Raw genomic sequence first — 14,798 nt, 5'->3', positions numbered from 1 at the left:
TTTGAATTGATAAGGAGGGTGCATACACGTATGAAATACAACTATGAAATTGTAAAACCATTATTATATAGGAGTAGAAATAAAAATCCAGTTCCAGCAGCTGATGACATGCTCAGTAAGAATCTATTTGCCTTACCGCCTAATGGAAAAATTGCTATAGATATAGATAATAATTTTAGATTTGAGAATGAAACAAGAAGTCTGTGGCGCTTAATTCATGGCCATACTTTTCTAGGTGATTTATTTGATGCATATTTGCAGACATCAGACATGTCATATATTTATTATGCTGAGTCTATTTTATTTAAATGGTTTGATTATGTTGATCAAACTCCAGAAGATAAGATGATTTACCATGATGAAACTACCGCTCTTAGATTAACTTATTGGTTAAATTTTAACTATTCTTGCAGAGATGTGTTGTCTGAACAAATGATTATAAGGTTAGATAAAGAAATACGAAGTACCGTAGAGTTATTATCAACTAAAGAATTCCATTCCACCAATACGAATCATGGGATGTTTCAGGACATTTCATTAATGGCCTATGCAATCTTATATAATGAAGAACCAGCAATATCTAAAGAGTATCAGTTAGCTTTAGCAAGATTAAAGGATTACTTCTACTCAACCTATACTAGTGATGGTGTACACAAGGAACACTCTCCAGATTATCATTATATGGTTACTGTAAATGTAAAAAAGGTTGTAGATGTAATTACTAGCTTACACAATGAAGAATTATCATTGGATGAGGAAAAACTTATCTCGATTTATAAAAATGCTGAAGAATATGCGATGCACATTCTTGAACCAAGTTTATACCTACCTAAGATATCAGATTGTAGTAACTTCCAATTACCGAAAAGACCAACTTATTATAATTTATTCCCGTCCGAAACATTTCAGTATGTTAAGACGTTTGGAGAAGAAGGTAAAGAACCCACTAAAAAGCAGGTTCTATTTAAAGAAGCAGGTTATTTTATAAGTCGCAGTGACTGGACTAAGCATGCAACATACTTCCTTTTTATAGCCAGTTATAATGCCAGATACCATAAACACTCAGATGATCTAAGTTTTATAGTTTATGACAAAGGTGAACTATTCGTAGACTCTGGACCAAATGGATATGACTATGATTCACCATTTACAAAATATGCTTATTCTGGTTTTGCACATTCAACATTAATTGTAAATAATACTAGCCTGCCTAGAAATGACGATCAATTTGATAAAGTTGGTATAAGTAACGCTGAATTTGAAGATAATGGTGATGAATTTATAGTTACTGGATATAATAATCGTTACACAGACGTAAAACATGATAGAACAATACAGGGGAACCATGAAACTGGATCGTTTATAGTTAACGATGTTGTTGAGTCACCTAATCGAAATGAGTATCAAGTATTGTATCAGCTGAGCAGCAAAGTATCTGCTAGAGTAAATGGTAATATCATATCAATCTTTTCAAAAAAAGATGGTTCTAAAAGAGCCGAAATTGAAATTTCACTTGACCAAAGCATTAAGCATTATGAAATAGAAATAGTCGAGGGCCAGGGTCATAGACAACAAAGTTTTGAATTCCCTAAGATGGGCAGCTATTTAGAATCATCTACAGTTGTTATAAGATTTTATAATGAAGATAATATAGCAAAAGTGAGCTCTGCTATAGAATTAGAAAACTTCAAAGTACAAGAGACTATTATTGATAATGAAGAGGTATACGGGAACTCTAATGTAAAATATAATTTTTACAAGTCTAATAGTAAATCCGACTCCTTACTTGTAGTTTTTTCAGCGATGATGCCTTTATATCAATATAAATATAATTACTATGCAACTTTAAAAGATATTGATATGAATCAGTTATATATAAAAGATGACATAGGTGAGTTTGGTAACTATTTTATAGGTAAAAACAAAGGAAAAGAAACTGAAGCGGACATATTATCCTTGATATTAACTATTATGACTCAAAATAATATTTCTTTTGAAAATATTACCTTAGTAGGTTCATCTAAAGGTGCTTTCGCGTCTCTGTATTTTGGAATGAAGTACGGATTTAAGAATGTAATTGCCGGAGCGCCACAAACACAGGTGGGTAACTTCGTTATCGATGAAGCGCCTCATAAAAATGTTGGTGAAGTAGTATCAGGTGGAACAGATATTGGTGATAAATTATACTTGAATAATTTATTATATGGCTTTAAACCAAATGTGAGAAATTATGAAAATTACTTTATATGTGTGGGAACAAAAGATCATCATTATAAAGGACATATCCTTCCATATTATCGATTGTTAAAAGAATCTGGTGTTGATATTAGATTAGACGAGATTCCTGATGCAAACCATGCAGATCTGAAGATGTTCTTTAAAGATTATATATATCAGTCATTAAATAAAATTTATGGATTGAATCTTGCACATAATTCAATAATAGGTGTGGAAGAGCCGGAATTATCTATTGTTGATCACAACACTGAATTAGTAGGTAATACACAGGTTTCATTAAACTTAGATATACTTGGTAAAGACTATAATATTGTGTATTACTTAATAAGTGATAAAAATGAAGTTAAATTTAAAAGTAGACCTCAAAAGGCTAGCTCTATTGTTTTAGATATTGATCAAATTCTTAACTCGAGAATTAAAATATTTTTACGAAGTAATGATATTGTTAAGAAATATATAACTTCAATTATTAGAAATGTAGAAATGATAGAATTAAATCAAACTATATAAGGGGTTGCTATTATGAATAAAAAATTATTACTTATGTTGGGTGTTTCATTAATGCTTGCAGCTTGTGGAAATGAATCATCAGAAGAAGATGCTGCCAAAACAGAAGGAGAAGTAACTGAGGAATCAGCAGAAACTGACGCTAATGCTTCGGAGGATCCAGAAGAAAACTTAGAATCAACTGAAGCTGAGGATGCTGAAGTTGAGAATGAATCAAGTTATATTTCTATGGATGATGAAACATTAAACAACAGCTATTTATTTACTTCTGACGAACGTAGATCAAATGTTACATTTGACAATGGAATCATTAGATTTTCAGATGGAGATGGCAACCTGCGTTATAGACTAGCAAATGATGGAGATAGATTGGTGATTTCAGGTGAAGAACCACAAGTATACTTATTTTCTGAAAATGACAATGGTTATGAATTAATTAATATAGATAATGAAGGGAAAAGAACAGGTTCGAATATAACATTAGAGTCGCGATGACATATTAATATATATTTAAATAGACCTATACATAGCTGTGAAATAAGCGATGTATAGGTTTTTAAATACTAAAGTCAATATTATAAATAAACTACAATATGATTTATGATTATAGGAGGGTGATTGTATATGTTTACTACACTGGTACATACAAAACAGCATTATGATTTACTAACAGATTATAAAGTAATGGACAATACATATATAATTTCAAAAAATCAACAAAAATTTAATGGTTTTGAAGTGAACGGTTCAGGAATTGTAAATGACAAATTTTTAAAGCATAATCAAAGTTATAGTAAAAATGATGTTCTTTCCCAGAGTTTTGATATTGAAGAAATACAATTTAAAATGAAAGGTTCTGTCTGTTTATTTATATATGATGAAAATGAAACCGTGATTATACCTGATCCACTAGGTGGAGCAATATTGTTCTATTATGATTCACCTGGAATAAAGGTGTTTTCTAATTCTATTGATAATATTATTTCAATATTGAGTGAACTTGGCATAGAAGTGGAAAAAGATTTCTCCTATTTTTTAGAAAATATAGCTACAGGAAACGGTGGTTTAACTCAATCACCATTTAAAAATATTTATGCCTTAAAACAGTTCTCATTTTTAAGAATTGATAAGGAAAAAGTTCACTTTACAATAAACAAAAAAATTAAAGAATACATTAAGAATGCTAACACTAGAAATTATGATGAAGTTCTAAATATAGCGTTACACGAGATAAAATCAAATTTGGATATAGTATCCTCACATAATAATATAGGTAATAAATATTCACATTTAACTGGTGGTTTTGATTCTCGACTAATACTTAGTGGTTTATTAGCAATTGATAAAAAGAATGAGTATAGGTATTTTTGTTCAGGTTCAAAAGGTTCTCCTGATAAAGATATATCTATTGCCTTATCAAAGCATTTTGGTCTGACACAAACTAACGATTCAGGACAATTTATATATAAATATCCTAAATCGTTAAAGCAGGAAGTAATCTGGAGTATGAATTTAACAAGTGGAATAATAAAAACTATTAATCCTAATATAGAACAAAGAGACAATGTAATTTTGAGCGGTGGTTACGGTGAGTTAATGAGGTCTTTCTATACAAGAGATAATAATTACTATAGTTTTAATTCATTTGAAGATATTGTAGATAAATTATGGAAAAACCTAAATAGTAATGGCTTATTTACCAGTAATTTCAAAATGAAATTTGTAGAGAAATTTAGAAATGTTATTAATGATGGGTTGAATCTAGGTTTCCCAGAAGAGAGTATACTAGATTACTATTACGTCGCCATTAGAAATAGATATTTTGTTGGACAAATCTCATTTTATTCAAGTGTCTATAATTCTAGATTTGATCCTTTATATTCATGTAAAATTGCAATAGATACATTATTCATTTATAGAAATGAAAGAAATAATAATTTTCTTGTATTAGATTTATTAAAATTATTGAATGAAGATTTGTTATACCTACCATTTGATACCCCAAGAATCAATAATGACTACAAGAACTCTAGAGAAAATGTTAAAGAAATACAGTTCAAAGATAACTATGAAATTGTTTATGAGAATATTAATTTTGCAGAAAAACCTGATAATAACACCAGAAGACAAGCAAATAAATTAGATCGTGAAAAAGCCAATAAGATGAAGGCGAGATTATGGCAAGTAGTTGAGATGGAGAACATGCAAGAGAGTTTAATAAAAATTTTAGGTGAAGTAGATTCACATGAAATAAAGGAAAACTTAAGAGAAGAAAAAATTAATAATCTTTTACATCAAGAAATTAATAATAGACCTGATCTAAGAACACTAAATTTGTTGTATTCAAATTTAGTTTGGTGGATTGAGAAAGACGAGTAAAACTCGTCTTTCTTTTATTTTTTAAGGAAGTTCTTATATTTATCTATATTTGTTGATATTACTTTAGCTGGGACACCAGCAACAACGCAGTTATCTGGTATCTCATCTAAAACAACTGCATTAGCAGCAACAACAACATTAGAACCTATTTTACCACCGAGGCATAAAGCACCAGGTGCTATATAAACATTATTTCCAATGACTGGTCCTTCTAAAGTACTATTTCCACCAGAGAAACCGATAGTTACATGTTGAGCAATTTTTACGTTGTCACCAATGGTTGCATTTGGATGGATAATAGTTCCAATACCACCTAAACCTAGTCTGAAATTTTGACCTACTATTGTTTTATAACTTATAGAGCAACTCGAGTTTCGTCTCATATTAATCCAAATATAATGTGCCCCTTTTTCTAAGCCAACTAAGTATAATCTTCTAGAAAGTTGTTGAAGTTGTACAACACTTTTACGGCTGAGATATTCATTAAGAACATTATCACTACTTTGTGATAAGGATATATAATGATAGTCATTGTCATGTATTTTAGAACTATCACATGTCAAAATTTTAGAACCAGCTTTTATAGCAGAAGGAAATGAAATTGAATCTAAATCGTTAAAAGTATCATTGTCTGATTTATCACCTAAATAGTGTTCAATATTATACGCGTCTTTTAGTATCGTTGAAATCCACAGTAAGTCAAAGTTTGGTTTGTCAAGAATAAAATTAGTATGTCTAATAGTCGTTGCTGATTTATTTCTAACATATAGAACTTTGCTTGTTTTACTAATAATTTCTTCATCAGTTTTATAAAATACTTTAACGGTATAATTTCCAGGTTGTAAATTCTTAAATTCGTATGAATGGCATTCTTTATATGGAACTCTTTTGATTATTTCATTATTTTTATATAAGTAAAAAGCATAGAGTCCAGTGATTTTTACATCAGTTACTATATCAAAAAAATTTTTGATTTTAGTGGTAAAATTTAGATTATCCATCATATACGACCTTTCTAAAAAATTGTATAATACATACCAATTATACAATACAATCTAACGTAAAGGGGTTTATATTATGCAATTGGACATCTTTGGTGGTAGTGTTAAATTAGTACATTTTCAATGGTACTAATAGTGTAATATAAAACGCTATTATACAAAAAACAACAATTATAATTTTATATTCTAAATCTTTACATTTGAAAATAGGTGATATTAAGCTTGATTCAGTATTCTAACATAGAATTGTATTCTTGATTTAATGGAAGATTTTAGAGCAAGAATCAGAAATACAACATCTAAATTTTTAATTATTGATTCTAGAGATGAACTTAACTAAATAATAAATGTATACTAAATATCTAAAGAAGGAATACGAAATTTTCGTATTCCTTCTTTTAGATATTATAATTACAATAAACATTTATGTAAAAGTTCTTCCAATTTCTTGTTTGTAAGTTCTGAATACAACCATGGACTTACTCGGCCATTTGAGCTTATGTCAGAATAATAATCTTCTAATTTAATATAATTGTAGTTACTTTTTTTGAATTTTAAATGTTCATAAAATGTTTTTAACAAGGCATTCACTTTATTTATGCCATACTGGTTAGGATTGATAACTAACATATTATTTTCGTCTAATGAATAATTGGTCAGGTAAAGTTCTGCTACAATTACTTTTTCATATGAATCTGCAATTTCTGTAAACCGATCTATGTAGGAGGGTATAGATTTTGCACGGTTATCAAGTATTACATTCTTTGTTTTTTCATTTTCCAAAAATTTTCTTATTTCTGTATTAGATGTTAATTTACTTTTATTGTACTGAACAATGTTATTTCTTTCACTTAAGAAATCTACTAACAGGTACTTACCACGAGTCCCATTTAAACGAAATGACTTTTTATATTCATTCTCAACTATACTTCTTTCCATCCCGTTTAGTTGATCAAGTTTAGAGTTAGAAAGAGTAAGCGACGTCGAGAATTGACTTTCCAAGCTAGATGATATTACAGAACTATTAAGTTTTTCAGGACCGATTATATTAGATGTAACTTGGTGGAGTGTCTTTGAACCGAATATATCAATCATTGTAATTGCTCCTTTTTTAATATACTTTCATTATAAAGATTAAATATTAATAATTTGTAAAAACTAAAAGTTTAAAATTATTTTAGTCTATATAATTTTTTCTATTAATTAAGTTATTAGCTTTGAACTTATAACTACCAGAATAAGCTAAAGATTCATCTTTTTCTAAAGTGACCTTATTATTATTTCTGCCAAGGTTATGGGCATAAATTTTTCCGAATTCTCCACCAGTGAAGGTCATTGGTGACTGCGGAAATTCATCAGTACTTTTTGGGGCTAGACTACCGTCACCTATTCCAAAATCTCTATCAATACTCATAATCAACATACTTGAATCATTATATAGAATTGCACTATGGATATCTTCGTATGATTTAGATTTAAGAGTATATCTGCCTTCCTCCTCTCCTTGAACTGTGTATGCCTCTGGTTGTGAAGAAAAAGCAAAGTGATCATAATAATCAGGTTGTATCATCTGTAAACCCGCGTATCTAGTGAGTATCACGTCCTCTAATGCAGTCAGACTGACGTCTACATTATGTTCACCATCAGTAATCTTATATGTTCTCTCTTCTAATAGGCTATCACGAGTATTAAACCCATCGATAGTATTTGAGGCATAAATATAGTGTGACAAATTTAAAGTCAGTTCTCTTCCTTCATAGAAGCCATCCTTATCTAAATTCTGATCATCTAATTTAATTGAATCAAAACCACCAAATCTACTTGTAGGATAATCATTTGCTCCTGTTGTACTGTGTGATCCACCAACTGTGAAGCCTTTATTGTTTACAGTATTATTTTCCGCTAATAAACCATAAGGTGATACGAAATCAGTAGCTGTCTTCATTACTACTTCACCTTTAAAGTCATTTTTGTCACTATCTTTATCTTGTACAATAAATTGACTCATATCAAATGTCTCATTATCTCTGTTCTGATTGTATACTACAATAATATTTTGTTCTTTAGTGAGGGAATGCTTTACTTTAATTTCGGAGCCATCAATATTAACGTAGATATTATTGTCACTTTTATAAACAAAAAAGAGTGTAATTATTACAATGAATAAAAAAGAAATCAGTAATATTCTCTTCTTCATTATTTTCATCCTCTATGTAAAAATTTTAAATGTATTTAGAATGGCCTTTATAAAATGTGTAGGGACTTTAATTATTTCAAATTTATAAGTACAATAATAACATATATATAAATGGTATAATCAAAAGAATATTGCAACCGTTAGGAGCAGAGTATATGAGAGTCAACGAGACAAATTATAACTATTCATACGTCATTACAAACAAAAAGGTAAGCGGTTTCTTAGAAAGTGATAGTAAAAAAATCAATGAAGAATGGTCACTTTATCATAGTAATGATCTTGATGTGGAAGTCTATGAGGAAAATCAAAATAAACTTATCCTGCTAGGCTATGCATTGGATATTAGAAATGGAAGTCTGCAGGATTTAGATATCCTCGAGAGACTAACGAAAGTAGAAAACATTGAAGATGGGCTTGATTTTATTAATGGTCGTTACGTTTTAATAGTAAGAAAATCTGATGATATAAAGATATATACTGATGCAAGTGCATTACTACCAATCAATTACTCAGCGGATAAGAAAATTATTTCTTCACATGACGTCATTATTAAAGACATTATTGAGGCAACAGGAGAAGTTGTCAGTCTTGTTGAAGATGAACTGAAAGGGTCATTTGATTTTACCAGATATAAAGATGTTTTTAAATTTAACCCGAGTCTGTCATTGAGTTTATCTTCCGGTGAATTTAACAGATATTATCCGCAGAAGGAAATGGTAAATAAGGATATAGATTTGATTATTAAAGAGTTAGAAATATACTTTGAGCAAATGCTTATTTGGTTGAAAAATTGGAATAATGATATTGTGCTTACCTTAACTGGTGGTTATGACTCACGAGTATCCTTAGCTTTAACACGTGAAATTAATGACAAGATAGAGTATATAACGTACATACATCCAAATCTCAAAAGGTTAAGTGAACGTGCGCAAGAGATATATGACATTGACATGTTTATCACTAAATCTTTAAGAGACAATATGAATTTAAATCATACGATGGTCAATTTAGCTGATTATGATATACAAGGTGAAGAAAGAGATTACTATAAGAAAGTATTACAGTCATCTCACTCATATCCACTAATTGATTACTTTGAAAACAAAAGAAGATTTAATAAGGTATTACACATCAAATCCACTGTGTTTGGGATGGGTAAGTCAGATTTTCCGTTAATTCAAAGTCACTCTGCTGATACATACGAAGAGATGGGAGATTTTATTCACGGTGTTTCGAAAGAAGCTCAAGAATCGGCTAACTATCCAGAAATAGTGAAATCTTATTTTGAACGGAACTTGCAAAGTGAGAATGTAGGTCGGGGCAGACACTTTTTTGAAATGTTCCACTTGGAAAGCCGTATGGGGAATTGGCATAGTAATGTAACCCAGGAAACGGATCCAGCTCTTCTTGATTTTATCTTCGTGAACACTAGACGAATTATAGATTTGATACAATCTCCATCTATTCAAGAGCGTAGAGACAAGGTCTTATATACAAAACTAATTAATAAGTATTGGCCAGCTCTTTTATTTGTTGGTTTTAATGAAAAAGATATCAATCTAGATTATAATAAAGTTGGTTTAAGTAATATCTATATAAATGGTCTTAAGATTTATGAATTAAATCAGTTAGAACTAGAAAAAACAGATAACACTATAACGATCAAACCGGATTCTGAAATAACAGGTCCTCAGAATCAGTATGTTTTCAAAGCGAAGAACAATACACATCAACCAAAAGTACTGAATATTAAAAGCTTGTTTAATAAAGAGAACGGTCGTAAGTATATAAATGTAAGAATTATGAAGTTGGAGAATAAGACATATAAAACAATCGACATAGTTGATCTATATGATGGTTATGAATTAACACTTGAACCATTTAAAGAATTGATGATTAGAATCGATTACAATCATGGATTTGACAAAACTTCATGGCAAAATGCAGGTAGAGTTCAAATCAGTAATATATAATTCAAATTTTCGGAGGTAATTATGTTAAATAGTTTTGAAGTCTCTAAAGGTGCAGTAGGAGAGTATAGTAACAATGTCGAACTGGGAGAGGGTCTAAACCTCTATTACAATAATAATGATATTTTTTCAAAATATGATCTAGATACTAAATCAATTATCTTATAAATCAATTATCTTATACGGATATTGTTTTGATGTCAGAGAGCCAGAATTAGATACAGAGAATACTCTAAAGAAACTTCTTGTAAACTATGAAAACATTAACGATGAACTGAAATATTTAAATGGCCATTTTATAATTTTATTTAGAAATGATGAAATATGGTCATTAGTAACTGATGCTGTGAGTATGACTCCCAACTATTATGACAAAGAGAATCAGTTGGTTACTACGCTTGAATCAGATAATTTAGCTCCACTGAATGGTTTTATTATTTTGAATTTGAATGATTTCTCAACATCAAGAATTGAAATAGCTAAAAATAAATTAACTGATGAGAGAATTGAACGTACAATCTTTGATTTGCTAGAGAATCAGTATAAGTATTTTACAGATAAAAATCTTACTTTAAATTTTAGAAGAAATAAAATGAATAAAGCTATTCTTGCTTTGATGTATCCAGCATTGGTTAATAAAGTGTTGAACCTTAGAGAACATGATGAAATATCTATTAAAATTGCTAAATGGCTATCACGCGATTACAAAATGGAACTTTTAGATGAAGAAACAGAACCATCAACATTATATATGGTTAATACTCATTTGATGGACTTTGATTCTTTTATAGCCAAAGAAGTAGATGAACACTCTAATGACATTGTTCAATTTAAACAAAATATGTTGCTTGATTCAGATGAACTAAAAAGCAGAGTCAATGCAGAATACAACCTGTTAAATAATCTAAGGTATAGAAATGAAAAGAAAAATCATTTAATGTTTGATCCATTTAATGTAGTTGCTATACAGGAGAGAGTATATGACTATCAAGACAAGAAAAAATTCAAACCTTTAGACCGTATTATTAGTATTCTGCACCCGTCGATTGACTTTTATGACTTTGCAAAAGGTGAAACTCTAATGCAAAAGTATAAGAAAGTTAAAAAGAAGAACAAGAATTTAACTGAAGAAATGAAACAATATAAGATTAATGATCCATTCTTAAGAGAAGCTTCAAACAACGATATTAAAGTAACTGATAATTTAGATGGAAAGATTTTGGATGATGGAGTAACGTTCTATCCTGCCAGAACATCTATAAGCAGTCAGGACAGGTTCGAAATTACCTATAAAAAGAAAAATAATGGGATGGTCTTAATTGAGTCATATTTCGATAATCCTAAAAACTCACATAGAATTAAAGTCGAGCACGGTGGCGAAGAGTTTAATATAGATGAATTCCTCAATGGCAAATTTATAAATGTGGAATCCGAAGTGAATTTGGTTCTCAGATATGAAAGAGATTATGATGCACCTTCTTGGCAAAAAGCAGGGAAGATTACAATTAGAGAAGTGTAAAAATTAAGCGTGAAGAATAATTTTCTTCACGCTTTTTCTATAAAAAGTATGGATTTAGGCTTTTAGATATCTTTTTCTAAGTGTGTCTTCTAGTACAAGTGTTTCATAAATAGTAAGTAGATTTTGATTTAACGAAGAATCTGGATAGTAGTTGGTAGCAATCTGGTATGAAAAATCACCGACTAAATTAATATTTGTAGTATCACTGAGTAGAAAATCTAGATCTGTTTCTAATGAACCATTTATATAATCTTTAAACTTGTTACCATATCCACCGAAGTTATTGTAAACACCTTTTTTCCAATTATCATGTTTAATCAGACCTATAAATTTCTTACTGCCGACAGCAATTGTTGGTTTCCCGCTGGCCATCGACTCAATTGCAGATCTACCGGGTGCAAATATAATATCGCATTCACTATAGGCTTTTATAAGTGACTCATCTACTAGCCATCCGGTAAATTCTATTCTATGTTTGGTACCGTTGAGTAAGTCCTTACAAGACTGAAGAAATTCATCTTGTTTTTTTCCTGTTCCAATTATCTTAAAAGTGAAAGTGAATTCCTCATAATCTTTAAGATATTTCAATGCAATCAAAAAGATATCAAGTATAAATGATTTATCTTCATCAAGTCTTGTAACCAGGCCGATATTAAGATTTTTTTGTGTAGGGTCAAAACTGATTAAATTAGTAAAGAGTTTATCATTATAACCGTTTGGGATTACATAGCATTTATCTCCGATATTCTCTGTTTGTGTTTTAATATAGTCTTTAATTCCTTCTGATACACAGATGATAGAATTGATACGGTCGTGATATAAATGTAAGCTGTCAGCCCACATACCATGAAATGTCATAACTAAAGGAATATCAAATTCTTTAGAGATATGTAAGGCGGCTTTTCTTGACAGCCCTGGGTGGGTGTGAACAATATCAAAATCTACATTAGTATTTCTGATAGCATTTAAAGTTTCACTTATATATTTATAGTCCACAATGATAGTGTTCACACCATTATGTCTTAATCTTTCAGCCAGTGGACCTTCTTTTATAACAATCCATACATTTTGATTATTGTTATTCATAAATAGTGCTGATGAATACAAGTTTTCATGCAAACCACCCATTGGTGCATTAAAGTGTAATAAATAAAGGATATTCATTGTTGTAATTCACTCCTTCTATGTACTTTTTAATTTATGTGCATATAACTTCTATATGTTGTGATAAAATTGTATAAAATGAAGATAAATAATGACCCTATTATAGCATAGGAAATTTCATTATTTTATGAGGGGGATTTTATATGGAGAATCTTTTTAAAAATTATTTAGATAACAATAGTGAAATAGAAGAAAGTGTTGATATAAAAGACTTTGATGTACTTTCACTGACTAAGAGGTCACGATATACAGATGAAATTGTTGAAAGTGCTATGAATAACATTGTTGTTCCATTTCCAAACTTTACATCATTTAAATTAATTGAAACAAAAGACTGGGATACTGTAGATGATAAATATGGAGACAGCTATCAACTATACATTCATTCATTGAGGTTTGTTAATGAATTACTTACGACATATGATAGTAGTAAAGACGTTAAATACATAGATAAAGCTAGAGATTATATTGAAAATTGGATTGAATTCACTACAAATAATATAGGTAGTAATATGGTTTGGTATGATCATCCGACTGCCCAACGTATTCAGGTTATTATTTATTATTTATACTTAGCTAAAGATGTCCATGAAATAAATGAAAATCAATATGCAAATATATTAAAATACCATAGTCAATTTTTGGCTGAAGACAAAAATTACAGAAGAAATAACCATGGATTAATGATGGATAGGTCACTGATGATTTTTGGTAATGTACTTAATGATGATGCGATATTTAATATAGGTTATTATCGTTCCATTGATACTTTTTGGCATAGCTACAGCTATACGGGACTGCACTTAGAGAATTCTCCAGAGTATCATAATATGGTAACGAATATGTATATTGAGCTACAAAAATATTTAAGAAACAGTGGTAAAACATACGGGAAAACCATTGTTGCATTATTGAATAGGGCAAGCATACTTAAAAACATATTTACAAAACCCAACAAGATAATACCTTCGATTGGGGATTCAGGTAATGGTGTAGTTAAGATCAATAAAAATTATGAAAACTTCATTGATTATGCTGCAGGCTTATCAATAATTCAGGAAGAAAGAAATGAGTATTTCCTAACATTTATAAGTGGATATGCCTCAACGACTCATAAGCATATTGACGATTTAAGTTTTAACTTATTCTATAAAGGCAAAGACTTCTTTGTAGACCCTGGTAAGTTCAGTTATTCAAAACATCCCTATAGAAGCTATGTAAAATCTTTCAAGGGACACAGTGGGGTTTTCATCAATCATACAAATTATAAAATTGATGATGATAATCGCTTTAGAAAAAAGGTCAAATTTGATTATCACTTCGAAAATGAGAATTATTTCTTAGTTAAAGGAACAAATAATAGTTATGATGAAGGTAGTCTTTCAAGAACAATTTTATATTTAAAACAGCATCAGGTAACAATTCTAGTAGATGAAGTAACAGCGTATGAAGATATTTCAGTGCTGCATAATTTCAACTTACATCATAAAGTGGAAACTATTAAATTAAATAATAGTTCATACAAATTGGTAAATGGTAACGAGTCTTTAATACTTACAAACCACAATAATATTGCATTTGACAGAGTGATTGGAGATAAAGAGAACGAACCATATAAAGCTATAAATAGTGTTGTCTTTAATGAAGTTGTGGAGACGACACAACTTAGAAATAACCTAAAATATAACACTAACGAATCACCTGTAAATATCTTCAGTATTGTTGATGGACAAGTGGATATACCTATTGAAGTTCATCGGGAAAATAGGACTTTATATGTAGCTTGTGATGACAAAAAATATACTATTAACTTCTAAGGAGCA

Annotated in this window: 10 protein-coding genes; 6 read left to right on the top strand and 4 right to left on the bottom strand. The window is 29.8% G+C overall.

The genetic code is table 11. From position 1 onward, the window contains the following. Window positions 1–6: 6 nt before the first annotated feature. From JEM45_RS03330 to JEM45_RS03320, 3 genes are all read left to right on the top strand, one after another. Window positions 7–2,748 (top strand): heparinase II/III domain-containing protein, encoded by a 2,742-nt coding sequence (locus tag JEM45_RS03330; protein ID WP_198687786.1) that lies wholly within the window; start codon window positions 7–9, stop codon window positions 2,746–2,748. Between the two features lie 12 nt (window positions 2,749–2,760). Next, window positions 2,761–3,240, top strand: a complete 480-nt coding sequence (locus tag JEM45_RS03325; RefSeq protein WP_198687785.1) for a hypothetical protein — start codon at window positions 2,761–2,763, stop codon at window positions 3,238–3,240. Window positions 3,241–3,369: 129 nt separating this feature from the next. After that, the gene (locus JEM45_RS03320; protein WP_198687784.1) at window positions 3,370–5,124 is read left to right on the top strand and encodes a hypothetical protein; all 1,755 of its coding nucleotides are present in this window, start codon (window positions 3,370–3,372) and stop codon (window positions 5,122–5,124) included. 14 nt (window positions 5,125–5,138) lie between these two features. Here the strand turns inward: JEM45_RS03320 and JEM45_RS03315 are convergent, their stop codons facing one another. The 3 genes from JEM45_RS03315 to JEM45_RS03305 all read right to left on the bottom strand — a co-directional run bounded on the left by JEM45_RS03315 (window position 5,139) and on the right by JEM45_RS03305 (window position 8,322). Continuing rightward, window positions 5,139–6,128 (bottom strand): LbetaH domain-containing protein, encoded by a 990-nt coding sequence (locus JEM45_RS03315; protein WP_198687783.1) that lies wholly within the window; start codon window positions 6,126–6,128, stop codon window positions 5,139–5,141. Between the two features lie 408 nt (window positions 6,129–6,536). Beyond that, the gene (locus JEM45_RS03310) at window positions 6,537–7,220 is read right to left on the bottom strand and encodes a DUF6270 domain-containing protein (RefSeq protein ID WP_198687782.1); all 684 of its coding nucleotides are present in this window, start codon (window positions 7,218–7,220) and stop codon (window positions 6,537–6,539) included. 82 nt (window positions 7,221–7,302) lie between these two features. After that, window positions 7,303–8,322, bottom strand: a complete 1,020-nt coding sequence (locus JEM45_RS03305; protein ID WP_198687781.1) for a hypothetical protein — start codon at window positions 8,320–8,322, stop codon at window positions 7,303–7,305. Between the two features lie 155 nt (window positions 8,323–8,477). Between JEM45_RS03305 and JEM45_RS03300 the strand changes: the two genes are divergently transcribed. Then, window positions 8,478–10,295 carry a hypothetical protein gene (locus JEM45_RS03300; protein WP_198687780.1) on the top strand — a complete coding sequence of 606 codons (1,818 nt, stop codon included), beginning with the start codon at window positions 8,478–8,480 and terminating at the stop codon, window positions 10,293–10,295. Window positions 10,296–10,644: 349 nt separating this feature from the next. After that, window positions 10,645–11,811 (top strand): hypothetical protein, encoded by a 1,167-nt coding sequence (locus tag JEM45_RS03295; protein ID WP_198687779.1) that lies wholly within the window; start codon window positions 10,645–10,647, stop codon window positions 11,809–11,811. 54 nt (window positions 11,812–11,865) lie between these two features. On the opposite strand, the gene JEM45_RS03290 is transcribed toward JEM45_RS03295, so the two are convergent. Next, window positions 11,866–12,975: a glycosyltransferase gene (locus JEM45_RS03290; RefSeq protein ID WP_198687778.1), complete on the bottom strand. Its 1,110-nt coding sequence runs from the start codon at window positions 12,973–12,975 to the stop codon at window positions 11,866–11,868. Window positions 12,976–13,118: 143 nt separating this feature from the next. On the opposite strand from JEM45_RS03290, the gene JEM45_RS03285 reads away from it, so the two are divergent. Further along, window positions 13,119–14,792 (top strand): heparinase II/III domain-containing protein, encoded by a 1,674-nt coding sequence (locus JEM45_RS03285; protein ID WP_198687777.1) that lies wholly within the window; start codon window positions 13,119–13,121, stop codon window positions 14,790–14,792. The last annotated feature ends 6 nt before the right edge of the window (window positions 14,793–14,798 follow it).

The sequence above is a fragment of the Jeotgalicoccus sp. ATCC 8456 genome (genome assembly GCF_016313225.1).
Classification (GTDB): domain Bacteria; phylum Bacillota; class Bacilli; order Staphylococcales; family Salinicoccaceae; genus Jeotgalicoccus; species Jeotgalicoccus marinus.
The sequence above is the reverse complement of the archived record's forward strand: the minus strand, read 5'-3'. Positions and strand labels throughout refer to the sequence as shown.

What these genes read in the sequence shown, in the direction of transcription:
- JEM45_RS03310 (WP_198687782.1), bottom strand. Translation starts at nt 7,220, where the DNA reads ATGATTGATATATTCGGTTCAAAGACACTCCACCAAGTTACATCTAAT.
- JEM45_RS03320 (WP_198687784.1), top strand. Translation starts at nt 3,370, where the DNA reads ATGTTTACTACACTGGTACATACAAAACAGCATTATGATTTACTAACA.
- JEM45_RS03315 (WP_198687783.1), bottom strand. Translation starts at nt 6,128, where the DNA reads ATGATGGATAATCTAAATTTTACCACTAAAATCAAAAATTTTTTTGAT.
- JEM45_RS03290 (WP_198687778.1), bottom strand. Translation starts at nt 12,975, where the DNA reads ATGAATATCCTTTATTTATTACACTTTAATGCACCAATGGGTGGTTTG.
- JEM45_RS03285 (WP_198687777.1), top strand. Translation starts at nt 13,119, where the DNA reads ATGGAGAATCTTTTTAAAAATTATTTAGATAACAATAGTGAAATAGAA.
- JEM45_RS03305 (WP_198687781.1), bottom strand. Translation starts at nt 8,322, where the DNA reads ATGAAGAAGAGAATATTACTGATTTCTTTTTTATTCATTGTAATAATT.
- JEM45_RS03295 (WP_198687779.1), top strand. Translation starts at nt 10,645, where the DNA reads ATGACTCCCAACTATTATGACAAAGAGAATCAGTTGGTTACTACGCTT.
- JEM45_RS03325 (WP_198687785.1), top strand. Translation starts at nt 2,761, where the DNA reads ATGAATAAAAAATTATTACTTATGTTGGGTGTTTCATTAATGCTTGCA.
- JEM45_RS03300 (WP_198687780.1), top strand. Translation starts at nt 8,478, where the DNA reads ATGAGAGTCAACGAGACAAATTATAACTATTCATACGTCATTACAAAC.